This window comes from Streptomyces sp. NPDC001508, assembly GCF_040298665.1.
Classification (GTDB): Bacteria; Actinomycetota; Actinomycetes; order Streptomycetales; family Streptomycetaceae; genus Streptomyces.
In genome coordinates, this window is the sequence record NZ_JBEPAP010000030.1 from 13322 (window position 1) to 37731 (window position 24410).

A 24410-nucleotide genomic window follows, 5' to 3' on the forward strand; every position below is an offset into this window, starting at 1 on the left:
TCCCGTCACGGAAACAGTCTTTCGAGGACGACGGCCACGCCGTCGTCCTCGTTCGACAGGGTGACCTCGTCGGCCACCGCCTTCAGCTCGGGGTGGGCGCCGGCCATGGCCACTCCGTGGGCGGCCCAGTCGAACATCGGGATGTCGTTCGGCATGTCACCGAAGGCGACGGCCCCTTCAGGGGCCAGCCGAAGGTGCTCGGCGGCCAGTGCAAGACCCGTGGCCTTGGTGATACCGCACGGCTGCAACTCGACGGTCCCGGGCCCCGACATGGTCACGGTCGCCAGCGAGCCCACGACCGCGCGCGCCGTCGCCGCCAACTCGTCGTCCGACAGGGCGGGGTGACGCAGCAGCACCTTGCTGATGGGCGCGCACCACAGATCGTCGCGCCGCTCGACACGGACGGCGGGCAGCGTCGGATGCGGCATCAGATAGCCGGACTCGATGAGCGTGAGCCCGCTCACCCCGTCCTGGTCGACGGCCGCGTACACCTGCCCCACCTCGGCCTCGATCTTGCCGAGCGCGGTCTCGGCCAACTCCCGGTCCAGGGTGACCGACCACAGCAGGCGGTCCGTTTCGGCGTCGTACACCTGCGCGCCCTGTCCGCACACCGCGAGCCCCCCGCGGCCCAGTGTGTCGAGCAACGGCCGCACCCGTGGCGCCGGGCGCCCCGTGACCACCAGGTGCCGGGCGCCGGCGCGTGCCACACGCGCGAGCGCGGCGAGGGACCGGTCGGAGAGCGTGTCGTCGCCACGCAGGAGCGTTCCGTCAAGGTCGGTGGCGACGAGTGAACATGTGGGAGGAGCGGCCATGACCAGAGAATACGGACAGCGGGCCGCCACGACTCACCGCTCCCGCCTGCCCCTTGCGCTCCTCCGGCCGGAGACAGAGGTCGCGGCAACGCCCTCATCCGGTGTGGCGCGGTCTCAGGCGTGTGCCGCCACCAGGTGTTTCGCGAGGCGCGGCGAGGCGAACTCGGTGCCGCGCACGAAGCCCATCACCGGGCCGTAGGAGGCCGCGGCGGGCAGGCCGGTGAAGTAGAGACCGGGAACCGAGGAGACATAGCCCGCGCCGAGTTCCGGAGTGCCCCGGCTGACGGCGAGCCGGGCTCGGACGCCGTGGCCCAAAAAGCCCATCGCGGCTATGTCGACGCGGTAGCCGGTCGCCGCGATGAGATGGTCGGCCAGGAAGCGGCCGGTGGCTCCGGTACGGGTGCGGACCGTGAGGACCGGCGTGCCGTCGGGGGCCTCCGCGCCCAGGACGCGGTCGATCTCCTCCACCCGCACCTTGCCCTCGAAGCGGTCCCGCAACCACCAGGCGCCGAGCGGGCCGAGCACCCGGCGGACCAGGTAGTGCCGGGTGTGCGCGGGCAGGTGGCGATAGGAGTGCGGATAGTGGCTGAGGGCCCACAGCGACCAGGCGCGGCCGAACGGCGACTCGGGACGCAGTCGCGGCCGGTGCCACGGCGGGGCACCGAAGCCGACGCGGCGCCGTGCGACCACGCGCACGCGTGCGCCCGCTTCGGCCGCCAGCGCCGCGGTCTCCAGCGCGGACTGCCCGGCGCCGACGACGATCAGTTCCTTGCCGGCGAACCGGGTGAGGTCGTGGTGCTGGGAGCTGTGGGACACCGGGCCCGTCGGGGCGGGTCCGTCCGCCGCGGCGGCGGCCAGCTCCGGGGGCAGATGGGACAGGCCCGACAGTCCCGTGGCGATCACGACGGCGCGCGCCGGGAACGACTCGCCCGAGGCCAGCCCGACGTCGAAACCGCCGTCGGCACGCCCGTCGACCGAGACGACCCTGACCCGCTCCAGGTCGGGCACCAGCTCCCGCTGGAACCACTCTCCGTAGGAGATGAACGTCTCGACGGGGACGACGTCCTCGTCGGTGACCAGTCGGGGAACGCCCGCCGCGTCGCAGTAGTCGACCAGGGTGTGGCCGGGCTGCGGGGCGTCGATGGTGGAGGCCGCCGGGGTCGACTTCAGGAGCATCCCGGCGGGCATGTGATCACGCCAGCTCACCATGGGGTCGCCGAAGACGCGCACGGGGACCCCGCGCGCCTTGATATGGGCGGCGGTGGACAGACCGAAGGGTCCGGCACCGATGACTGCTACCGGTTGGATCACGAAGTCCTCCCCAGGATGTGACGCCTGCTTCATGGCGGTGGTCGTGCTGTCGCGGCGGTTGGTCCGCCACGTCTGACAGATGCGCCACCTCTGTCAGATCCGCCACGTCTGACAGAGGTGCTTGGCGGACGGCCGCACGAAGCGCGCGGCCGTCACGCGGAACGGCAGCGGATCCGCACCCGCGAACCAGGCCGGTTCCGCCCCGCTCGGCCGGTCCGGCGCGTGCGGCGTCGTGCAGCCGGCGCGGCGGTGGGCGAGGAGAGCGGGCAGGCCGATGTCCTCCACGACCCACCGACGGCCGACGCGCCGCTCCCTCGTCGGCACCGGACGACCGGTCAGGTCCAGCCCGCGGATCATTCCGACGCCACCGCGGCGCAAGGGGTGGTCGCCGAACCTGACGATCAGGCCGAGCACTTCACGCTCCGCCCGGCACAGCAAGCTGACGGCATCCCTGGCCACGGCTCCCCCATGTGCTCCCCCACGGGACCGGACCCACCCCGTCCGCGTCCCCCCAAAAGACGCTAAGCCGGAATTGCCCCCTCCGACAACAGGGCTTATTCGGGCATTGTGAACTCTTCAGACACTGCCCAGGGAGGCAACTCCCCCGTAACGTGTGCCGCGATCCATGGCACACATGACCAGGCACGGCACGGATGAGAGCGAGGCAGCACCCATGCCACCCTTCGACGTCCCCGAGGGCGATCCCTTCGGCCCGCACAACCTTCCGTACGGCGTGTTCTCGCCCACCGGCAGCCAGGAGCGGCGGGTCGGCGTACGGCTCGGCGACCATGTGCTCGACGCGGGCGCCGCTGCCGCCGCGCTCGGCTCGCCGTTTGTCTCGCTGCTCGCGCGGCCCACCCTCGACCCGCTGCTCGCCGCGGGCCGCACCGCGTGGTCGGACGTCCGGCGCGCCCTGACGGCGTGGCTGACGGTCCCCTCCCACCGGGAGACGATCGAACCGCTCTTCCACCCCCTGTCGTCGGTGGCTCTGCACCTCCCCTTCAAGGTCGCCGACTACGTCGACTTCTACTCCTCCGAACACCACGCCCGAAACGTCGGCCAGATCTTCCGCCCCGACGCCGCGGACTCGCTGCCCCCGAACTGGAAGCACCTGCCGATCGGCTACCACGGCCGCTCCGGCACGGTCGTGGTCTCCGGCTCCGACATCGTGCGGCCGTCGGGCCAGCGCAAGGCCCCGGCGGACCCGGCACCGGTCTTCGGCCCCTCGGTCCGGCTGGACATCGAGGCCGAGGTCGGTTTCGTGGTCGGCGTGCCGTCCACGCGGGGCGAACCGGTGGCGCTCGGCGACTTCCGGGAGCACGTCTTCGGGCTGTGCCTCCTCAACGACTGGTCCGCGCGGGACATCCAGGCCTGGGAGTACGTCCCCCTCGGCCCGTTCCTCGGCAAGTCCTTCGCCACCTCCGTATCGGCGTGGATCACCCCGCTGGAGGCCCTGGAGGACGCCCGGGTGGCGCCGCCGCCGCGCACCCACCCCCCGCTGCCGTATCTGGACGACTCCGGCTCCGGCGACGAGCCCGGCGGCTACGACCTGCGGATCACCGTCGCGGTCAACGGTCATGTGGTGTCCGAACCGCCGTTCTCCACCATGTACTGGACCGCCGCACAGCAGTTGGCGCACCTGACGGTGAACGGCGCCTCGCTGCGCACCGGCGACCTGTACGGGTCGGGAACGGTGAGCGGGCCGGAGCCGGACCAGCGCGGCTCGCTCCTCGAACTGACCTGGAACGGCCGGGACCCGCTCGAACTCCCCGACGGCAAGCGGGCGTTCCTGGAGGACGGGGACGTGGTGACCCTCTCGGCCTGGGCGCCGGGCCCCGGCGGCGCCCGGGTGGGACTCGGCGACGTCACCGGCCGGGTGATCGCCCGCACTGACCCGAACTCCTGACGCACGCCCCGGCCGCCCGCCCCGGCCCCCTCCCCGCCCCGGCGCCCTCCCCGCCCCGGCGCCCGGCGACCCGCGGCGGGACGCCGACCAGCACCGGGGCGAAGGCCGACAGCAAGGCACGCGCCAGCAGCGTGCTCGGGCCAGCGGCGGGGCGGGGGCCGACAGCGGGGCACGGGCCGGCGGCAGGACTCGGGCCAGGGACAAGGCGCGCCCGCAGCGGGGCACGGGCCGGCGGCAGGACTTGGGGCAGCGGCAAGGCGCGCCCGCGGCGAGGCACGGGAGCAGGAGGGTATGGGCCAACAGCCGCGGGGACCCCGGGCAGGGCGCGCGCCCACGGCGGGCACGGGCCAGCGGCCAGGCTCGGGCCAGGGGCGAAGCGCGCGTCGGCAGCAAAGCTCGGGGCAGCGGCAAGGCGGGGGCCAAGCGCAAGCCGCGCCGACCCACGGCGGGCGCGGGCCAACGGCCAAGCGCGCGTCGACTCTGCTGCGCAATTGCGGAGCGGTTCCGATGCGCGGGCCGCGACCTGTGACAACGCGGTGGTCGTCGCGGCTTTCCCGGCCGGCCTCCACTGCTCAGCCGAATTGCGCAGCAGAGTACGCGTCGGCAGCAAAGCTCGGGGCAGCGGCAGGGATCGGGCTGAAGGTGGGCTTGGGCGGACCGGGGCAGGCGGGGCGGTGGGGACGGCGGACCGGGGCACATGGGGGCGGTTCGGCTTCGCCCCCTGCCGTCGGCCGCCCATCGCCCTCATACTTGCGGGCGGTACACCGCACCACCCGACGCCCGACTGCCGCGCACCACCGATATCCGCCCCTTCCTCCGACCAGGAACCGGAGCCCCTGGCATGACCGTCTGCCTGCTCCTGCTGAGCGTCGTCGCCCTGACGTCCGCCGTGCCAGCACCCCGCGAGCTGAGCCGGGCCGCCTGGCCCGAGCGGGAACCCGTGGTCGCGCTGTGGGTGTGGCAGTGCCTGGTCGCCACCGTGCTGCTGTGCTGCCTGGCCGCGCTGACGCTGGGTGCCGCGGCCGTCTTCCACACCGTGCGCGACCAGGTCTTCGCCCCCGCTCCGCCGGCTGTCACCGCCGCCTACGATCTGTCCACCGCCCCGGTCTGGGCCGTCGCCCTCACCCTGCTGCTGGCGTGCGGTGCCGCGTGGACGACGGCGATGCTCGCCCGTGAGCTGACCGAGGCGCGCCGACGGCGCGGCCGGACCCGCGCGCATCTGCGCGAACGCGCCCCCGATCTGCCGGCGGGGCTGTCCACGGCTCGCGGGCCCATGCTGGTGCTGGAGGACGACTACCCCGACGCCTGGTGGATGCCGGGCCATCCGCCGCAGCTGGTCGTCACCACCGGGGCGCTGCACCGTCTCACCGACCACCAGCTGGACGCCGTCCTCACCCACGAGCGCGGCCACGCCCGCGCCCACCACGACTGGCTGCTGCACCTGTCCACCGCGCTGGCCACCGGCTTTCCCCGGGTCCCGCTGTTCGCCCACTTCTGCGACCAGACCCACCGGCTGGTCGAGCTGGCCGCCGACGACACAGCGTCGCGCCGCTGCGGCCACCTCACCACGGCCCTCGCCCTGATCGAGCTGAACCAGCACCGCGGGGTGCTGTCCTGCGCCTCCAGCCGACGCCTGCTGGGTGAGCGTGTGGACCGCCTGCTGGAGCCCCCGCCCCGGCTGCTGCGCAGACAGCGAGCCCTGACGACGACGGTGGCCGCGCTGGTGCCCCTGCTGCCGCTGCTGATCACCTTCGCCCCGGGGCTGACGGCGCTGTCCTGACGCGCCCGGGCCATGGGCGCGGGACCGCGTCGCCGGGCAGGCGTCCCGGTGCCCGTCTAGAACCAGTCCTCCGGCTCGGGCTCGGCGTCCGGCTCGGGCCCGCCGCCGTCGTCCGTCGCCGCACCGCCCGTCGGAGCCGGCGCGGCAGCCACGGGCGAGGTGACGGCCGGGTCGGCGTCGGTCGGAGCACCGAGCGAGGACAGCACTTCGATCACGCCCTCCCCGTACGTCGCCAGCTTCTTCTCGCCGACGCCGCTCACCGTGCCGAGGTCCCGCACGGAGCCGGGCCATCTGGTGACGATCTCCCGCAGGGTCGCGTCATGGAAGATGACATAGGCCGGAACGCCCTGCTCACGGGCCTGTTCTGCGCGCCAGGCACGCAACGCCTCGAAGGCGGGCAGCAGTTCGTCGGGCAGCTCGGCCACGGCCGCCCTGGGCTTGCGGTCACCCCGGCCGGACGCGGCGGTCGCCGTGCGCGCGGCGGCCTGCTTCTTCGGCTCCTTGCGCAGCGGCACCTCCCGGCCCCCGCGCAGCACCGAGCCGCTCGCCTCGGACAGCGCCAGCGTGCCGTACTCCCCCTCGACCGCGAGCAGCCCCTGGGCCAGCAGCTGCCGGACCACGCCCCGCCACTCGCCCTCGGTCAGCTCCTCTCCGATGCCGAAGACGGACAGCTGGTCGTGGTCGAACTGGATCACCTTCGCCGTGCGCTTGCCGAGCAGGATGTCCACGATCTGCACCGCGCCGAACTTCTGCCCGCGCTCCCGCTGCAGCCGCACGATCGTCGACAGCACCTTCTGGGCCGCGATCGTGCCGTCCCAGGTCTCGGGCGGGGTGAGGCAGGTGTCGCAGTTGCCGCAGCCCACCGGATCGGGATCCTGCCCGAAGTAGGCGAGCAGCTGGCCGCGGCGGCAGGTGGCCGTCTCGCACAGCGCGAGCATCGAGTCCAGGTGGGCGGCGGCCCTGCGGCGGAACGCCTCGTCGCCCTCGCCGGACTGGATCAGCTTGCGCTGCTGTATGACGTCGTTGAGCCCATAGGCCATCCAGGCCGTGGAGGGGAGACCGTCGCGGCCCGCGCGGCCCGTCTCCTGGTAGTAGCCCTCGATGGACTTGGGCAGGTCGAGATGGGCGACGAAGCGCACGTCCGGCTTGTCGATGCCCATGCCGAAGGCGATGGTCGCCACCACGACCAGGCCGTCGTCTCGCAGGAACCGGGCCTGGTGCGCCGCGCGCGTGCCCGCGTCCAGGCCCGCGTGGTAGGGCACCGCCTCGATGCCGTTGCGGCTCAGGAACTCCGCCGTCTTCTCGACGGAGTTGCGCGACAGGCAGTACACGATGCCCGCGTCCCCCGCGTGCTCCTCGCGCAGAAAGGCGAGCAGCTGCTTCTTGGGGTCGGCCTTGGGCACGATCCGGTACTGGATGTTGGGCCGGTCGAAGCTGGCCACGAAGTGCCGGGCCGACGGCATGTTCAGCCGGCCGGTGATCTCCTCGTGGGTGGCGCGGGTGGCCGTGGCGGTCAGCGCGATCCGCGGTACCTCCGGCCAGCGCTCGCCGAGCAGGGACAGGGCAAGGTAGTCGGGCCGGAAGTCGTGGCCCCACTGGGACACGCAGTGCGCCTCGTCGATCGCGAAGACGGAGACCTTGCCGCGGGAGAGCAGATCGAGGGTGGAGTCCAGGCGCAGCCGCTCCGGGGCGAGGTAGAGCAGGTCCAGCTCACCCGCCAGGAACTCGGCCTCGATCACGCGACGCTCGTCGAAGTCCTGGGTGGAGTTGACGAACCCGGCGCGCACGCCGAGCGCGCGCAGCGCGTCCACTTGGTCCTGCATCAGCGCGATGAGCGGCGAGACCACGACGCCCGTACCGGGTCTGACCAGGGCCGGGATCTGGTAGCACAGCGACTTGCCGCCGCCGGTCGGCATGAGGACGACCGCGTCGCCGCCCGCCACCACATGCTCGATGATCGCTTCCTGCTCGCCCCGGAACACCTCGTATCCGAAGACCCGGTGCAGCGTGGCCAACGCCTCGCTCTCGGTCACCCCTGGCATCTCGTCGATCCCGCCCGTCCCGCCCATCGCCGTGTCCCCCGTACGTCGTCCCTCGACCACTGCCTCCACGATAGGGGCCCGGACCGACAGCCCCGGAGTTATCCACAGGCTCCGGCTTCCCACCACGTCAAGGACACGACCGTCGTTCACACGTTCGCGGGAGACCTGCCCCATTTCCGGCCGATAGTCTGATGGAACCGGCGAGACTCCGTCCCATGGGAGCACCGATGAGCGTCGCACCGACGGCGTCCGCGTCCAGCTGGCCGATCCCGTCTGAGGGCAGCTGGACCGCCGACGACCTGGACCGGCTTCCGAATCTCCCTCCGCACACGGAACTGATCGACGGCAGCCTGGTCTTCGTAAGTCCGCAGACCTTCTTTCACAGCCGGGTTGTGAGCTTCTTCGAATGGCAGCTTCAATCCGTCGCACCAGCGGATCTGGAGGTCGTCCGCGAGTTCACCATCCACATCGACCGCCAGAACCGGCCTGAGCCGGACGTGGTCGTGGTGCGTGCGGACGTGGTGGCCCCCGAGCAGACTCGGTTTTCCGCGGAAGCCGTCATCCTGGCCATCGAGGTCGTCTCCGAGGACTCCGTCTCCCGCGACCGCGAGACCAAGCCCCTGAAGTACGCCCGGGCGAAGACCCCCCACTACTGGCGGGTCGAGAACGAGAAGGGCCGCGCCGCCGTGCACGCCTTCGAGCTGGAGCCGACGACCGGCACGTACACCAGCGTGGGGATCTTCCGCGAGCGGATGAAGAGGGACGTCCCCTTCTCCGTGGACCTGGACCTCACCCAGATCAGGACGCGTCGTACCGCGCCGCGGTAGCCCGGCACCAGACGGACGGCGGCCCGGCACCCCCGAGCGGTGCCGGGCCGCGGTGTGTCCGCAGCACGCGTCAGCGCACGAAGACGCCCGCCTGGTTCGCCAGGTCCAGGAAGTACTGCGGCGCCACGCCGAGCACCACCGTGACCGCGACGCCGATGCCGATCGCCGCCATCGTCAGCGGCGAGGGCACCGCGACGTTCGGTCCCTCCGGCCGGGGCTCGCTGAAGAACATCAGCACGATCACCCGGATGTAGAAGAACGCCGCGATCGCCGACGAGATCACACCGATGACCACCAGCGGAACCGCGCCGCCCTCGGCCGCCGCCTTGAACACGGCGAACTTCCCGGCGAACCCGGACGTCAGCGGAATGCCGGCGAAGGCCAGCAGGAACACCGCGAACACGGCCGCGACCAGCGGCGAACGCCGGCCGAGTCCGGCCCATCTGGACAGGTGCGTCGCCTCGCCGCCCGCGTCGCGCACCAGCGTGACCACGGCGAACGCGCCGATCGTCACGAAGGAGTACGCGGCCAGGTAGAAGAGGACGGAGGAGACGCCGTCCTTCGAGGTCGCGATGACACCGGCGAGGATGAAGCCCGCGTGCGCGATCGACGAGTACGCCAGCAGCCGCTTGATGTCGGTCTGGGTGATGGCCACGATCGCGCCGCCCAGCATGGTGACGATCGCGACCGCCCACATGACCGGCCGCCAGTCCCAGCGCAGACCGGGCAGAACGACGTACAGCAGCCGCAGCAGCGCGCCGAACGCCGCCACCTTGGTGGCCGCCGCCATGAAGCCGGTCACCGGCGTCGGCGCGCCCTGGTAGACGTCCGGCGTCCACATGTGGAAGGGCACCGCGCCCACCTTGAACAGCAGGCCCATCACGACCATCGCGCCGCCGATCAGCAGCAGCGCGTCGTTGCCCATCGTGTTGGCAAGGGCCGGGTCGACGCTGGTGACCGTGCCGTCGACGACCTGCGCGATCGTCGCGTACGACACCGAGCCCGCGTAGCCGTACAGCAGCGCGATGCCGAACAGGGTGAAGGCGGAGGCGAACGCGCCGAGCAGGAAGTACTTGACCGCGGCCTCCTGCGACATCAGACGCTTGCGGCGGGCCAGGGCGCACAGCAGGTAGAGCGGGAGGGAGAAGACCTCCAGGGCGATGAACAGGGTCAGCAGGTCGTTCGCCGAGGGGAAGACCAGCATGCCGGCCACCGCGAACATCAGCAGCGGGAACACCTCGGTGGTGGTGAACCCGGCCTTCACCGCGGCCTTCTCGCTGTCGCTGCCCGGCACGGACGATGCCTGCGCGGCGAACGAGTCGACCCGGTTGCCGTGCGCCGCCGGGTCCAGGCGGCGCTCGGCGAAGGTGAACAGGCCGACCAGGCCGGCCAGCAGGATGGTGCCCTGAAGGAACAGCGACGGCCCGTCGACGGCGATCGCGCCCATCGCCGCGATGTGCGCCTTCGTGGTGCCGTACCCGTCCGCCGCGAGCGCGATCACCGCGGCGAAGGCGGCGCACAGCGCCACGACGGACACGAACACCTGGGCGTAGTAACGGGATCTGCGCGGCACGAACGCCTCGATCAGCACCCCGATGATCGCCGCGCCGACGATGATCAGGGTCGGCGACAGCTGTCCGTACTCGATCTTCGGCGCGTCGATCTTCGAGATCGGGTCGGCCGCGGTTGTCCACAGGCTCTGTACGGCTGCTGTGCTCACTTGGCCGCCTCCACCTCGGGCTTGGGGTCGGTCTTGTGTACGTCGGACATGGTCTGCTTGACCGCCGGATTGACGATGTCCGTGACGGGCTTCGGGTAGACGCCCAGGAAGATCAGCAGCACCACCAGGGGGGCCACCACCAGCAGCTCACGCACCCGCAGGTCGGGCATCTTGGCGACCTCCGCCTTCACCGGGCCCGTCATCGTCCGCTGGTAGAGCACGAGGGTGTAGAGCGCGGCGAGGACGATGCCGAAGGTGGCGATGATCCCGATCACCGGGTAGCGCGTGAACGTGCCGACCAGGACCAGGAACTCGCTCACGAAGGGCGCGAGGCCCGGCAGGGACAGGGTCGCCAGGCCGCCGATCAGGAACGTGCCCGCGAGCACCGGGGCGACCTTCTGCACGCCGCCGTAGTCCGCGATGAGCCGCGAGCCGCGCCGGGAGATCAGGAAGCCCGCGACCAGCATCAGCGCGGCCGTGGAGATGCCGTGGTTGACCATGTAGAGCGTGGCGCCGGACTGGCCCTGGCTGGTCATCGCGAAGATGCCCATGATGATGAAGCCGAAGTGCGAGATCGACGCGTAGGCCACCAGCCGTTTGATGTCACGCTGGCCCACGGCGAGCAGTGCCCCGTAGATGATGCTGATCAGGGCCAGGACGAGGATGACCGGCGTCGCCCACTTGCTTGCCTCCGGGAACAGCTGGAGGCAGAAGCGGAGCATCGCGAAGGTGCCCACCTTGTCGACGACCGCGGTGATGAGGACGGCGACCGGGGCGGTGGCCTCACCCATGGCGTTGGGCAGCCAGGTGTGCAGCGGCCACAGGGGCGCCTTCACCGCGAACGCGAAGAAGAAGCCCAGGAACAGCCAGCGCTCGGTGCTGGTCGCCATGTGCAGCGAGCCGTTGGCCCGCGCCTGCGCGATCTCCTGAAGGCTGAAGTTCCCGGCGACCACGTAGAGCCCGATCACCGCGGCCAGCATGATCAGACCGCCGACCAGGTTGTAGAGCAGGAACTTCACCGCGGCGTACGACCGTTGCGTCGCCGCCGCCTTCTCGCCGTGCTCGTGGGCACGGTCCCCGAAGCCTCCGATGAGGAAGTACATCGGGATCAGCATGGCTTCGAAGAAGATGTAGAAGAGGAAGACGTCGGTGGACTCGAAGGAGATGATCACCATCGCCTCGACGGCCAGGATCAGGGCGAAGAAGCCCTGGGTCGGCCGCCAGCGGCGGCTGCCGGTCTCCAGCGGGTCGGCGTCATGCCAGCCCGCGAGGATGATGAACGGGATCAGCAGGGCGGTCAGCGCGATGAGGGCGACCGCGATGCCGTCCACACCCAGCTCGTACCTGACCCCGAAGGCCTTGATCCAGGTGCGGGACTCGGTGAGCTGGTAGCGGTCGCCGCCCGGGTCGAAGCGGACCAGGATGACGATCGCCAGGGCGAGCGTGGCCAGCGAGACCAGCAGCGCCAGCCACTTGGCGGCGGTGCGTCGCGCGGCCGGCACGGCCGCCGTGGCGACCGCCCCGAGGGCCGGGAGCACCGCCGTCGCTGTCAGCAGGGGAAAGGACATCGGTATCAGACCGCCCTCATCAGCAGGGTCGCGGCGACCAGGAGTGCCGCACCGCCGAACATCGAGACCGCGTAACTGCGCGCGAAGCCGTTCTGCAGTCGGCGCAGCCGCCCGGAGAGGCCTCCGAATCCGGCCGCGGTGCCGTTGACGACCCCGTCGACCAGGGTGTGGTCGACGTACACCAGGGAGCGCGTCAGATGCTCTCCGCCGCGGACCAGCACGACGTGGTTGAAGTCGTCCTGGAGCAGATCGCGCCGGGCGGCCCGGGTGAGCAGCGAGCCGCGCGGGGCGAGGGCCGGGACCGGGCGGCGGCCGTACTGCGCGTAGGCGATCGCGACGCCGATCACCAGCACCACCATCGTGGAGAGGGTGACGGTGAGGGCGCTGACCGGTGAATCGCCGTGCGAGTGGCCGGTGACCGGCTCCAGCCAGTGCAGGAACCGGTCGCCGACGCTGAAGAGCGCACCGCCGAAGACCGAGCCGACGGCCAGCACGATCATCGGGATCGTCATGACCCTGGGTGATTCGTGCGGGTGCGGTTCGGCGTGTTCGCCGCGATGCTCGGCGGCGGGTTCCACGCTGGGCTCCGCCGGGGAGGCCGTCCTGGCGTGCCGCCAGCGCTCTTCTCCGAAGAACGTCATCAGCATCACGCGGGTCATGTAGTACGCGGTGATGGCCGCGCCGAGCAGGGCCGCGCCGCCGAGGATCCAGCCCTCGGTGCCGCCCTTGGCGAAGGCCGCCTCGATGATCTTGTCCTTGGAGAAGAAGCCGGACAGACCCGGGAAGCCGATGATGGCGAGATAGCCGAGGCCGAAGGTGACGAAGGTGACCGGCATGTACTTCCGCAGGCCGCCGTACTTCCTCATGTCGACCTCGTCGTTCATGCCGTGCATGACCGAACCGGCACCGAGGAACAGCCCGGCCTTGAAGAAGCCGTGCGTCACCAGGTGCATGATCGCGAAGACGTAGCCGATCGGGCCGAGGCCCGCCGCCAGCACCATGTAGCCGATCTGCGACATCGTCGAACCGGCCAGCGCCTTCTTGATGTCGTCTTTCGCGCAACCGACGATCGCACCGAACAGCAGCGTGACCGCGCCGACGATGGTCACGACGAGTTGGGCGTCCGGCGCGGCGTTGAAGATCGCCGCCGAGCGGACGATCAGATACACGCCGGCGGTCACCATGGTCGCCGCGTGGATGAGGGCCGAGACCGGGGTCGGGCCCTCCATGGCGTCCCCGAGCCAGGACTGCAGCGGCACCTGGGCGGACTTGCCGCACGCGGCGAGCAGCAGCATCAGGGCGATCGCGGTGAGCTTGCCCTCGGTGGCGCCGCCCGCGAGACCGGGTTCGGTGTGGGTGCCGAGCAGCGGGCCGAAGGCGAAGGTGCCGAAGGTGGTGAACATCAGCATGATCGCGATCGACAGGCCCATGTCGCCGACGCGGTTGACGAGGAAGGCCTTCTTCGCCGCGGTCGCCGCGCTGGGCTTGTGCTGCCAGAAGCCGATCAGCAGATAGGAGGCGAGACCGACGCCCTCCCAGCCGACGTACAGCAGCAGGTAGTTGTCGGCGAGGACGAGCAGCAGCATCGCCGCGAGGAACAGGTTCAGATAGCCGAAGAAGCGGCGGCGCCGCTCGTCGTGCTCCATGTACCCGACCGAGTACAGATGGATCAGCGAGCCGACACCGGTGATCAGCAGGACGAACGTCATCGACAACTGGTCGAGACGGAAGGCCACATCGGCCTGGAAGCCCTCGACCGGGATCCAGCTGAACAGGTGCTGGGTGAGGGTGCGGTGTTCGGCGTCCTTGCCGAGCAGGTCGGCGAAGAGGATCACGCCGATCACGAAGGAGGCCGCCGACAGGAGCGTGCCGACCCAGTGGCCGACGGCGTCCAGGCGCCGGCCGCCGACCAACAGGACGGCTGCTCCGAGCAGGGGCGCCGCGATCAGCAGCGCAATCAGGTTCTCTGCGTTCATACGGTCCAGCGCCCCTTACAGCTTCATCAGGCTGGCGTCGTCGACCGAGGCCGAGTGGCGGGTACGGAACAGCGACACGATGATCGCGAGCCCGACCACGACCTCCGCGGCGGCGACGACCATCGTGAAGAAGGCGATGATCTGGCCGTCGAGATTGCCGTGCATCCGGGAGAAGGTGACGAGCGTCAGGTTGCACGCGTTGAGCATCAGCTCGATACACATGAACACGACGATCGCGTTGCGCCTGATGAGTACGCCCGTGGCGCCGATCGTGAACAACAGGGCGGCCAGATAGAGGTAGTTGACGGGATTCACTTCGACGCCTCCTCGGGCCGCTTGGAGATCGACGGCTCGATCTCGGTGCGTTCCAGCCGTTCCTCCGCGCGCTGTTCGAGGGCACGCAGGTCGTTGAGCGCCTCCGTCGACACGTCACGGATCTGGCCGCGCTCACGCAGCGTCTTGTTGACCGTCAGCTCGGACGGGGTGCCGTCGGGCAGCAGACCCGCGATGTCCACCGCGTTGTGCCGGGCGTAGACACCGGGGGCCGGCAGCGGCGGCAGGTGCACTCCCTCACGCACCCGCTGCTCGGCCAGCTCCCGCTGGGTCTTGGCACGCTCGGTGCGCTCCCGGTGGGTGAGCACCATGGCGCCGACGGCGGCCGTGATGAGCAGCGCGCCGGTGATCTCGAAGGCGAAGACGTACTTGGTGAAGATGAGGGAGGCGAGGCCCTCCACATTGCCGTTCGCGTTCGCCCGGCCGGTGCCGTTGAACTCCTTCAGGGAGGCGTTCGCGATGCCCGCGAACAGCAGGACGCCGAAGCCGAGCCCGCACAGGAGGGCCAGCCAGCGCTGCCCCTTGATGGTCTCCTTCAGGGAGTCCGCCGCGGTCACGCCGACGAGCATCACCACGAACAGGAACAGCATCATGATCGCGCCGGTGTAGACGACGATCTGCACGATGCCCAGGAAGTAGGCGCCGTTGGCGAGGTAGAACACCGCCAGGACGATCATGGTTCCGGCGAGGCAGAGCGCGCTGTGCACGGCCCTCTTCATGAAGACGGTGCCCAGGGCGCCGAGCACGGCGATGGTGCCGAGCACCCAGAGCTGGAATGCCTCCCCGGTGGAGGTGGTGTACGCGGCGAGTGGCGCGGTCATGCCTCCACCCCCTCCTCCTCGGGCTTCTCGCCCTTGGAGACGGCGACCTGCCGCACCGTGCCCGGCGCGGCCTCGGTGACGAGCCCCCGGTAGTAGTCCTGCTCGTCCATGCCCGGGAAGATCGCGTGCGGTGTGTCGACCATGCCCTCGTCGAGACCGGCGAGCAGTTGCTCCTTGGTGTAGATGAGGTTGGCCCGGCTGGAGTCGGCCAGCTCGAACTCGTTGGTCATCGTGAGCGCCCGCGTGGGGCACGCCTCGATGCACAGGCCGCACAGGATGCAGCGGGCGTAGTTGATCTGGTAGACGCGGCCGTACCGCTCGCCCGGCGAGTAGCGCTCCTCGTCGGTGTTGTCGGCGCCCTCCACGTAGATGGCGTCGGCGGGGCAGGCCCAGGCGCACAGCTCGCAGCCGATGCACTTCTCCAGGCCGTCCGGATGGCGGTTGAGCTGGTGCCGTCCGTGGAACCGCGGGGCCGTGGTCTTCTTCTGTTCCGGGTACTGCTCGGTCAGCCGCTTCTTGAACATGGCCTTGAAGGTCACGCCGAAGCCGGCCACGGGGTTCTGGAAACCGGGCGACGTGTGCCCGGCCTCCTTGGGCTCCTCAGCCATCGGACGCCTCCTTTCCATCCGAAGATCCGTCACTGACAGTGTCCGACCCACCACTGACAATCAGCTCCCGGTCGCGGCGCGGGCGGCGCCGCGGCACCGGCGGCAGCTCCTGTCCGGGCAGCGGCGGTACCGGGAATCCGCCCGCCATCGGGTCGAATCCCGGTTCCCCGGTCGGCCGCTCGGCCGCCTTCGACTTCTCCATGAACATGTCGACGACGAAGGACAGAAGCAGCAGGGTGAGCACGCCACCGCCCACATAGAGGGCGATGTCGGCGAAGTTGTAGTTCTCGTTCCGCAGGGCCCGCACGGAGGCGACGAGCATCAGCCACACCACGGAGACCGGGATGAGGACCTTCCAGCCGAGCTTCATCAGCTGGTCGTAGCGGACGCGCGGGAGCGTGCCGCGCAGCCAGATGAAGAAGAACAGCAGCAACTGCACCTTGATGACGAACCAGAGCATCGGCCACCAGCCGTGGTTCGCGCCCTCCCAGAACGTGCTGACCGGCCACGGAGCCCGCCAGCCGCCGAGGAAGAGCGTGGTCGCCACCGCCGAGACCGTCACCATGTTCACGTACTCGGCGAGCATGAACATCGCGAACTTGATCGACGAGTACTCGGTGTTGAAGCCGCCCACCAGGTCGCCCTCGGACTCCGGCATGTCGAAGGGGGCGCGGTTGGTCTCGCCGACCATCGTGACGATGTAGAGGATGAAGGAGACCGGCAGCAGCAGGATGTACCACTGGTCGTGCTGCCGTTCGACGATCGTCGATGTCGACATCGACCCCGAGTAGAGGAACACCGAGGCGAACGCGGCGCCCATGGCGATCTCGTAGGAGATCATCTGCGCGCAGGAGCGCAGGCCGCCGAGGAGCGGGTAGGTCGATCCCGAACTCCAGCCGGCGAGGACGATGCCGTAGATGCCGACCGAGGCGACCGCGAGGATGTACAGCATCGCGATCGGCAGATCGGTGAGCTGCATCGTGGTGCGGTGGCCGAAGATCGAGACCTCGTTGCCGGCCGGGCCGAAGGGGATCACCGCGATCGCCATGAACGCCGGGATGGCGGCGACGATCGGCGCGAGGACGTAGACCACTTTGTCCGCGCGTCGGACGACGACGTCCTCCTTGAGCATCAGCTTCATGCCGTCGGCGAGCGACTGGAGCATGCCCCAGGGGCCGTGCCGGTTGGGGCCGATGCGCAGCTGCATCCAGGCGACGACCTTGCGTTCCCACACGATGGAGAACAGCACGGTCACCATCAGGAAGGCGAAGCAGAACACCGCCTTGACGACGACCAGCCACCAGGGGTCCGTGCCGAACATCGAGAGGTCTTCAGCGGCGAGGTACGGGCTCATGCCTCCACCTCCTTGGGGGCCTGGTCGGCGGGCGTCGCCGGGCCGATGCGGACGAGGGAACCGGGCCGGGCCCCGGTGTCGGAGGCGACGCCGCCGCCCACGGAGTTCAGCGGGAGCCACACCACCCGGTCGGGCATCTCGGTGACCTGGAGGCGGAGTCCGACCGACCCGGCGGGGCCGGTCACGGTGAGGACGTCGCCGTCCGCGACGCCCGCCTCGGCCGCCGTCGCGGCCGACACGCGCGCGCGTGCCGCGTGCCGGGTTCCGGCCAGCGCCTCGTCTCCCTGCTGCAGGACACCCTGGTCGAGCAACAGCCGGTGCCCGGCGAGCAGTGCCTCGCCGGCGGCCGGACGCGGCGGCGTGAAGGCCGTCTCCAGCGGCTCGGAGGCCCGCGGTCCGTCCCAGCCGCCGAGCCGGTCCAGTTCCGCGCGCGTGGTGCGCAGGTCCGGCAGGCCCAGGTGGACGTCCATGGCGTCGGCCAGCATATGCAGGACGCGCCCGTCGGTCGGCGGCAGCCGCCGGGTCATCTGGTCGGGCTTGAGCGCTGCCTCGAAGAAGCGGACCCGGCCCTCCCAGTTGAGGAAGGTGCCGGCCTTCTCGGCGACCGCGGCGACCGGGAGCACGACGTCGGCATGCTCGCTGACCTCGCTGGGCCGCAGCTCCAGCGACACCACGAAGCCGACCTCGGACAGCGCCGCACGCGCGCGTGCCGGATCGGGCAGGTCGGCGATCTCCACGCCTGCGACGAGCAGCGCCTGCAGTTCGCCGCTCTCGGCGGCGGCCACGATCTCGCCGGTGTCGCGGCCGTAGCGGTGCGGGAGTTCGGACAGGCCCCAGGCCGCCGCGACCTCCTCACGCGCGCGCGGGTCGGTCGCCGGCCGGCCGCCGGGCAGCAGCGCCGGCAGCGCGCCCGCCTCGATCGCCCCGCGCTCCCCGGCCCGGCGCGGAATCCACACCAGCCGGGCGCCGGTCGCGGACGCGACCCGCACGGCGGCGGTGAGACCGCCGGCCACCCCGGCCAGCCGCTCACCGACGACGATCACCGCGCCCTCGGTGCGCAGCGCCTCGGCCGCCTTGATCCCTGCCCCTTCCAGGCCGAAGCCGCTGGCGAGAGCGTCCAGCCATTCGGTCTCGGTGCCCGGAGCCGCGGCCAGCAGCGTGCCGCCGGCCTTCTCCAGGCCCCGGGTGGCGTGTGTGGCCAGCGAAAACACCTGTTGCTTGTGCTTGCGCCAGGCCTTGCGCAGCCGCAGGAAGACGCCGGGCGCCTCCTCCTCCGACTCGAACCCGGCCAGCAGGACGGCGGGCGCCTTCTCCAAAGAGGCGTACGTGACACCCGTACCGTCCAGGTCACGGCCGCGGCCGGCGACCCGGGAGGCCAGGAAGTCGGCCTCCTCGCCGCTGTGTACGCGCGCGCGGAAGTCGATGTCGTTGGTGTCGAGCGCCACGCGCGCGAACTTGCTGTAGGCGTACGCGTCCTCGACGGTCAGCCGGCCGCCGGTGAGGACACCGGTCCTGCCGCGCGACGCCAGCAGCCCCTGGGCGGCGACCTGCAGGGCGTCCGGCCAGGACGCCGGCTCCAGCTCGCCCTCCGCGTTGCGCACCAACGGGGTGTCGAGCCGGTCCTTCACCTGGGCGTACCGGAAGGCGAACCGCCCCTTGTCGCAGATCCACTCCTCGTTGACCTCGGGGTCGAGTGCGGCGAGCCGTCGCATGACCTTGCCGCGCCGGTGGTCGGTGCGCGTCGCGCAGCCGCCGGAGCAGTGCTCGCACACGGACGGCGAGGACACCAGGTCGAACGGGCGGGAGCGGAACCGGTAGGCCGCCGACGTGAGCGCGCCGACCGGGCAGATCTGGATGGTGTTCCCGGAGAAGTACGACTCGAAGGGGTCGCCCTCGCCGGTGCCGACCTGCTGCAGCGCGCCCCGCTCGACCAGCTCGATCATCGGGTCGCCCGCGATCTGGTTGGAGAACCGGGTGCAGCGGGCGCACAGCACGCACCGTTCACGGTCGAGCAGCACCTGCGTGGAGATGGCGACGGGCTTCTCGTAGGTCCGCTTGCGCCCCTCGAAACGGGACTCGGCGTTGCCGTGCGACATCGCCTGGTTCTGCAGCGGGCACTCGCCGCCCTTGTCGCAGACCGGGCAGTCCAGCGGGTGGTTGATCAGCAGCAGCTCCATCACGCCGTGCTGGGCCTTCTCGGCGACCTGCGAGGTCAGATGGGTCTTCACCACCATCCCGTCGGTGCAGGTGATCGTGCAGGACGCCATGGGCTTGCGCTGGCCCTCGACCTCCACGATGCACTGCCGGCAGGCGCCGACCGGGTCGAGGAGGGGATGGTCGCAGAAGCGGGGGATCTCGATGCCGAGTTGCTCGGCGGCCCGGATGACCAGGGTGCCCTTGGGCACGCTGATCTCGACGCCGTCGATCGTCAGCGTGACGAGGTCTTCCGGCGGGACCGCGGCTTCTCCCCCGCCTGAGGGAGCGCTGGTGGTCACGGTCATGCGTTCACCTCCGGGCGGTCGGCCCAGGCCGTCGACTTGGCCGGGTCGAAGGGGCAACCCCGGCCCGTGATGTGCTGCTCGTACTCCTCGCGGAAGTACTTGAGCGAGGAGAAGATCGGCGAGGCGGCGCCGTCGCCGAGGGCGCAGAAGGACTTGCCGTTGATGTTGTCGGCGATGTCGGCGAGCTTGTCGAGGTCGGTCATGGCACCCTTGCCGGCCTCGATGTCCCGCAGCAACTGCACGAGCCAGTACGTTCCTTCGCGGCAGGGGGTGCACTTGCCGCAGGACTCGTGGGCGTAGAACTCGGTCCAGCGGGTCACCGCGCGCACGACGCAGGTCGTCTCGTCGAAGCACTGCAGGGCCTTGGTGCCGAGCATGGAACCCGCGGCGCCCACTCCTTCGTAATCAAGGGGGACGTCGAGGTGCTCGTCGGTGAACATCGGCGTCGAGGAGCCGCCCGGCGTCCAGAACTTGAGGCGGTGGCCGGGGCGCATCCCGCCGCTCATCTCCAGGAGCTGGCGCAGGGTGATGCCGAGCGGCGCCTCGTACTGGCCGGGGCTCGCGACGTGGCCGCTGAGCGAGTAGAGCGTGAAGCCGGGGGACTTCTCGCTGCCCATCGACCTGAACCATTCCTTGCCGTTTTTCAGGATGGCGGGAACCGACGCGATCGATTCGACGTTGTTCACCACAGTCGGGCAGGCATAGAGCCCTTCGACAGCAGGGAAAGGGGGACGCAGCCGCGGTTGGCCGCGGCGGCCTTCGAGCGAGTCGAGCAGCGCGGTCTCCTCACCGCAGATGTACGCGCCGGCGCCGGCGTGCACGGTGAGTTGGAGGTCGAGTCCGCTGCCCAGGATGTTCTCGCCGAGGTAGCCGGCCGCGTAGGCCTCGCGCACGGCCTCGTGCAACCGCCGCAGAACGGGGACGACTTCACCACGCAGATAGATGAAGGCATGCGACGACCTGATGGCATAACACGCGATGACAATGCCCTCGATGAGGCTATGCGGGTTCGCGAAGAGGAGCGGGATGTCCTTGCACGTCCCTGGCTCCGATTCGTCGGCGTTGACAACTAGATAGTGCGGTTTTCCATCACCCTGGGGAATGAACTGCCATTTCATTCCCGTCGGGAACCCCGCGCCGCCGCGTCCGCGCAGACCGGAGTCCTTGACGTACGCGATCAGGTCGTCCGGCGACATGGCGAGCGCCGTACGCAGCCCCTCGTATCCCTCGTGCCTTCGGTACACGTCCAGCGTCCAGGACCTGTCCTCGTCCCAGAAGGCCGACAGCACGGGTGCGAGCAGCTTCTCGGGGCTGTGGTCCTTGAGTTCGGCTGCCACGGTCATCACTCCCCCTCCTCGGCGGTAGGCCCTGCCGGGTGGGCCGGGTCGGATGCCGATGTCTCCTGCGGCGCGTCATGGGAACTGAGGTGTTCGGCCGGCGACGGCTCGTGCACCGTGTCCTGCGGCACCTCCTGCGGACCGCCGCGCGGATGGATCACGCGCGCGGGTGCGGCCTCTCCCCTTGCCAGGCGAAGGCCCACCAGCGACGCGGGTCCCGCACTGCCGCCCTCCTCGACGGCCCCGGGCCGCTCGTCGGGGAAGCCGGCCAGAATCCGCGCGGTCTCCTTGAAGGTGCACAGCCGGGCCCCGCGCGTGGGCTGCACGGGCCGGTCCGCGCGCAGATCGTCGACCAGGCGCTTGGCGCTCGCCGGCGTCTGGTCGTCGAAGAACTCCCAGTTGACCATCACGACCGGCGCGAAGTCGCAGGCCGCGTTGCACTCGATGTGCTCCAGGGTGACCTTGCCGTCATCGGTGGTCTCGCCGTTGCCGACGCCCAGGTGCTCCTGGAGCGTCTCGAAGATCGCGTCGCCGCCCATCACCGCGCACAGCGTGTTGGTGCACACGCCCACCTGGTAGTCACCGGACGGCCTGCGCCGGTACATGGTGTAGAAGGTGGCGACCGCGGCGACCTCGGCAGTGGTCAGCTTCAGCGTGTCCGCGCAGAACTGCATCCCGGTGCGGGTGACATGGCCCTCCTCCGACTGCACGAGGTGCAGCAGCGGCAGCAGGGCGGAGCGGGAGTCGGGGTAGCGCGCGATGATCTCGCGCGCGTCGGCCTCCAGCCGGGCCCGTACGTCGTCCGGGTACGCGGGCGCGGGCAGTTCGGGCATGCCCAGGCTGACGCCCCGCTCGGAAGAAGAGGTGGTCACCGGTCGACGCCTCCCATCACGGGGTCGATGGACGCGACGGCGACGATCACGTCGGCGACCTGGCCGCCCTCGCACATCGCCGCCATGGCTTGCAGGTTGGTGAAGGACGGGTCCCGGAAGTGGACCCGGAAGGGGCGGGTGCCGCCGTCGGAGACGGCGTGCACCCCGAGTTCGCCCTTGGGCGACTCGACCGCCGCGTACGCCTGTCCCGGCGGGACGCGGAAGCCCTCTGTGACGAGCTTGAAGTGGTGGATCAGGGCCTCCATGGAGGTGCCCATGATCTTCTTGATGTGGTCGAGGGAGTTGCCGAGCCCGTCCGGTCCCAGGGCGAGCTGGGCGGGCCAGGCGATCTTCTTGTCGGCGACCATGACCGGTCCCGGCTGGAGCCGGTCCAGGCACTGCTCCACGATCCTGAGCGACTGGCGCATCTCCTCCAGGCGGACCAGGAAGCGCCCGTAGGCGTCGCAGCTGTCAGCGGTCGGGACGTCGAATTCGTACGTCTCGTAGTCGCAGTACGGCTGCGCCTTGCGCAGATCGTGCGGCAGACCGGTGGAGCGCAGGATCGGGCCGGTGGCGCCGAGGGCCATACAGCCGGCCAGGTCGAGGTAGCCGATGTCCTGCATGCGGCCCTTGAAGATGGGGTTCCCGGTGGCGAGCTTGTCGTACTCCGGGAGGTTCTTCTTCATCTTCTTCACGAACTCGCGGATCTGGTCCACCGCGCCGGGCGGCAGGTCCTGGGCGAGTCCGCCGGGCCGGATGTACGCGTGGTTCATCCTCAGACCCGTGATGAGCTCGTAGATGTCGAGGATCAATTCGCGGTCACGGAAGCCGTAGATCATGATCGTGGTGGCGCCCAGCTCCATGCCGCCGGTGGCGATGCACACCAGGTGGGAGGACAGCCGGTTCAGCTCCATCAGGAGCACCCGGATGATCTTGGCCCGCTCGGTGATGTCGTCCTCGATGCCGAGGAGCTTCTCGACGGCGAGGCAGTAGGCGGTCTCGTTGAAGAAGGACGTCAGGTAGTCCATGCGCGTCACGAACGTGGTGCCCTGCGTCCATGTCCGGTATTCGAGGTTCTTCTCGATGCCGGTGTGCAGGTAGCCGATGCCGCAGCGGGCCTCGGTGACCGTCTCGCCCTCGATCTCCAGGATGAGCCGGAGCACTCCGTGGGTGGAGGGGTGCTGGGGTCCCATGTTGACGACGATGCGTTCGTCGTCGGCGCGGGCCGCCGTCTGGACGACCTCGTCCCAGTCGCCACCGGTGACCGTGTATACGGTGCCCTCGGTGGTCTCGCGCGCCGACGCCGCCGACGCCGCGGATGCTGACTGCGTGCTCACGAGTAAGACCTCCGCTGGTCCGGAGCCGGGATCTGGGCGCCCTTGTACTCGACGGGGATGCCGCCGAGGGGGTAGTCCTTGCGCTGCGGATGGCCCTGCCAGTCGTCCGGCATCATGATCCGGGTCAGGGCCGGGTGACCGTCGAAAACGATGCCGAAGAAGTCATAGGTCTCGCGCTCGTGCCAGTCGTTGGTCGGATAGACGGCGACCAGCGACGGGATGTGCGGCTCGCTGTCCGGGGCGCTGACTTCGAGGCGGATCAGCCGGTTGTGGGTGATCGAGCGCAGGTGGTAGACGGCGCGCAGCTCGCGGCCCTTGTCGTGCGGGTAGTGGACGCCGCTGACGCCGGTGCACAGCTCGAAGCGCAGGGCCGGGTCGTCGCGCAGGGTGCGGGCGACCCGGACCAGGTACTCGCGCTCGATGTGGAAGGTCAGCTCACCCCGGTCGACGACCGTCTTCTCGACGGCGTTGTCCGGGACGAGTCCCTGCTCCTCCAGGGCTCCTTCGAGTTCGTCGGCGACCTCGTCGAACCAGCCTCCGTACGGGCGGGTGGCCGGTCCCGGGAGCCGGACCGAACGCACCAGGCCGCCGTAGCCGGAGGTGTCACCGCCATTGTTGGCGCCGAACATGCCGCGCTGGACGCGGATCTCCTCACCGCCCTCGCCGCGCCGGCCGGGGAGGTTGGAGGCGGCGAGGTCCTTCTCGGGGTTCACGCCGTTCGCGCCGCCGGTGCCGTTCGCGTCGCTCATCGCAGCAGCCCCTTCATCTCGATCGTGGGCAGGGCCTTGAGCGCCGCTTCCTCCGCCTCGCGGGCCGCTTCCTCGGCGTTCACGCCCAGCTTGGAGGACTGGATCTTCTGGTGGAGCTTGAGGATCGCGTCCATCAGCATCTCGGGCCGGGGCGGGCAGCCGGGGAGATAGATGTCGACGGGGACGATGTGGTCGACGCCCTGGACGATCGCGTAGTTGTTGAACATGCCGCCCGAGGAGGCGCAGACGCCCATGGAGATCACCCACTTCGGGTTGGGCATCTGGTCGTAGACCTGACGCAGCACCGGCGCCATCTTCTGGCTGACCCGGCCCGCGACGATCATGAGGTCCGCCTGGCGCGGTGAGCCGCGGAAGACCTCCATGCCGAAGCGCGCCAGGTCGTAGCGGCCGGCGCCGGTCGTCATCATCTCGATGGCGCAGCAGGCGAGGCCGAACGTCGCGGGGAAGACGGACGACTTGCGCACCCAGCCCGCGGCCTGCTCGACGGTGGTCAGCAGGAATCCGCTCGGCAGCTTTTCTTCGAGTCCCATGTCCT

At 70.3% G+C, this 24410-nt stretch carries 19 protein-coding genes and 1 pseudogene; 3 read left to right on the plus strand and 17 right to left on the minus strand.

The features are described 5' to 3' along the window. Positions 1–5: 5 nt before the first annotated feature. From ABT245_RS25125 to ABT245_RS25135, 3 genes and pseudogenes are all read right to left on the minus strand, one after another. Positions 6–812 (minus strand): HAD family hydrolase, encoded by an 807-nt coding sequence (locus ABT245_RS25125; RefSeq protein ID WP_351737182.1) that lies wholly within the window; start codon positions 810–812, stop codon positions 6–8. Between the two features lie 114 nt (positions 813–926). Next, positions 927–2123 (minus strand): FAD-dependent oxidoreductase, encoded by a 1197-nt coding sequence (locus tag ABT245_RS25130; RefSeq protein WP_351737184.1) that lies wholly within the window; start codon positions 2121–2123, stop codon positions 927–929. A 93-nt stretch (positions 2124–2216) separates the two neighbouring features. Further along, a pseudogene (locus ABT245_RS25135) lies at positions 2217–2489 on the minus strand (ATP-grasp domain-containing protein); the annotation flags it as partial. Between the two features lie 307 nt (positions 2490–2796). Between ABT245_RS25135 and fahA the strand changes: the two are divergent. Beyond that, positions 2797–4029: a fumarylacetoacetase gene (gene fahA / locus ABT245_RS25140; protein ID WP_351737186.1), complete on the plus strand. Its 1233-nt coding sequence runs from the start codon at positions 2797–2799 to the stop codon at positions 4027–4029. An 841-nt stretch (positions 4030–4870) separates the two neighbouring features. Then, positions 4871–5809: a M56 family metallopeptidase gene (locus ABT245_RS25145; protein WP_351737188.1), complete on the plus strand. Its 939-nt coding sequence runs from the start codon at positions 4871–4873 to the stop codon at positions 5807–5809. Positions 5810–5865: 56 nt separating this feature from the next. Here the strand turns inward: ABT245_RS25145 and recQ are convergent, their stop codons facing one another. Then, entirely contained in the window at positions 5866–7878 is a 2013-nt protein-coding gene (gene recQ / locus ABT245_RS25150) for a DNA helicase RecQ (protein ID WP_351737326.1), read from the minus strand. Between the two features lie 200 nt (positions 7879–8078). On the opposite strand from recQ, the gene ABT245_RS25155 reads away from it, so the two are divergent. Next, on the plus strand, positions 8079–8678 hold the full coding sequence (locus ABT245_RS25155) for a Uma2 family endonuclease (protein ID WP_351737190.1): 600 nt from the start codon (positions 8079–8081) through the stop codon (positions 8676–8678). A 70-nt stretch (positions 8679–8748) separates the two neighbouring features. Here ABT245_RS25155 and nuoN read toward each other — a convergent pair whose 3' ends face one another. From nuoN to ABT245_RS25220, 13 genes are read right to left on the minus strand one after another with little or no spacing between them, the layout of a single operon-like run. Further along, complete coding sequence (nuoN, locus tag ABT245_RS25160; RefSeq protein ID WP_351737192.1) at positions 8749–10398, minus strand: NADH-quinone oxidoreductase subunit NuoN; 1650 nt, start codon at positions 10396–10398, stop codon at positions 8749–8751. Next, the gene (locus tag ABT245_RS25165) at positions 10395–11966 is read right to left on the minus strand and encodes an NADH-quinone oxidoreductase subunit M (RefSeq protein WP_351737194.1); all 1572 of its coding nucleotides are present in this window, start codon (positions 11964–11966) and stop codon (positions 10395–10397) included. The genes nuoN and ABT245_RS25165 overlap by 4 nt, the downstream gene beginning before the upstream one ends. A 5-nt stretch (positions 11967–11971) precedes the next feature. After that, positions 11972–13942, minus strand: a complete 1971-nt coding sequence (gene nuoL / locus ABT245_RS25170) for an NADH-quinone oxidoreductase subunit L (protein WP_351737196.1) — start codon at positions 13940–13942, stop codon at positions 11972–11974. Positions 13943–13957: 15 nt separating this feature from the next. Next, on the minus strand, positions 13958–14257 hold the full coding sequence (gene nuoK / locus ABT245_RS25175; protein ID WP_351737198.1) for an NADH-quinone oxidoreductase subunit NuoK: 300 nt from the start codon (positions 14255–14257) through the stop codon (positions 13958–13960). Beyond that, positions 14254–15096, minus strand: a complete 843-nt coding sequence (locus ABT245_RS25180) for an NADH-quinone oxidoreductase subunit J (RefSeq protein ID WP_351737200.1) — start codon at positions 15094–15096, stop codon at positions 14254–14256. Before ABT245_RS25180 ends, nuoK begins: the two co-directional genes overlap by 4 nt. Next, a complete protein-coding gene (gene nuoI, locus ABT245_RS25185; RefSeq protein WP_351737202.1) occupies positions 15093–15704 on the minus strand; it encodes an NADH-quinone oxidoreductase subunit NuoI in 612 nt (203 codons plus the stop codon). The genes ABT245_RS25180 and nuoI overlap by 4 nt, the downstream gene beginning before the upstream one ends. After that, positions 15697–17058, minus strand: coding sequence for an NADH-quinone oxidoreductase subunit NuoH (gene nuoH / locus ABT245_RS25190; RefSeq protein ID WP_351737204.1), 1362 nt, complete (start codon positions 17056–17058; stop codon positions 15697–15699). The genes nuoI and nuoH overlap by 8 nt, the downstream gene beginning before the upstream one ends. Next, positions 17055–19559, minus strand: a complete 2505-nt coding sequence (locus ABT245_RS25195; RefSeq protein WP_351737206.1) for an NADH-quinone oxidoreductase subunit G — start codon at positions 19557–19559, stop codon at positions 17055–17057. The genes nuoH and ABT245_RS25195 overlap by 4 nt, the downstream gene beginning before the upstream one ends. Beyond that, the gene (nuoF, locus tag ABT245_RS25200; RefSeq protein ID WP_351737208.1) at positions 19556–20905 is read right to left on the minus strand and encodes an NADH-quinone oxidoreductase subunit NuoF; all 1350 of its coding nucleotides are present in this window, start codon (positions 20903–20905) and stop codon (positions 19556–19558) included. Before nuoF ends, ABT245_RS25195 begins: the two co-directional genes overlap by 4 nt. Beyond that, positions 20902–21768, minus strand: a complete 867-nt coding sequence (nuoE, locus tag ABT245_RS25205) for an NADH-quinone oxidoreductase subunit NuoE (protein WP_351737210.1) — start codon at positions 21766–21768, stop codon at positions 20902–20904. Before nuoE ends, nuoF begins: the two co-directional genes overlap by 4 nt. After that, a complete protein-coding gene (locus ABT245_RS25210) occupies positions 21765–23105 on the minus strand; it encodes an NADH-quinone oxidoreductase subunit D (protein WP_351737212.1) in 1341 nt (446 codons plus the stop codon). Before ABT245_RS25210 ends, nuoE begins: the two co-directional genes overlap by 4 nt. Continuing rightward, positions 23102–23854, minus strand: a complete 753-nt coding sequence (locus tag ABT245_RS25215) for an NADH-quinone oxidoreductase subunit C (protein ID WP_351737214.1) — start codon at positions 23852–23854, stop codon at positions 23102–23104. The genes ABT245_RS25210 and ABT245_RS25215 overlap by 4 nt, the downstream gene beginning before the upstream one ends. Further along, positions 23851–24405 carry a NuoB/complex I 20 kDa subunit family protein gene (locus ABT245_RS25220; RefSeq protein WP_018528252.1) on the minus strand — a complete coding sequence of 185 codons (555 nt, stop codon included), beginning with the start codon at positions 24403–24405 and terminating at the stop codon, positions 23851–23853. Before ABT245_RS25220 ends, ABT245_RS25215 begins: the two co-directional genes overlap by 4 nt. Positions 24406–24410 lie beyond the last annotated feature (5 nt).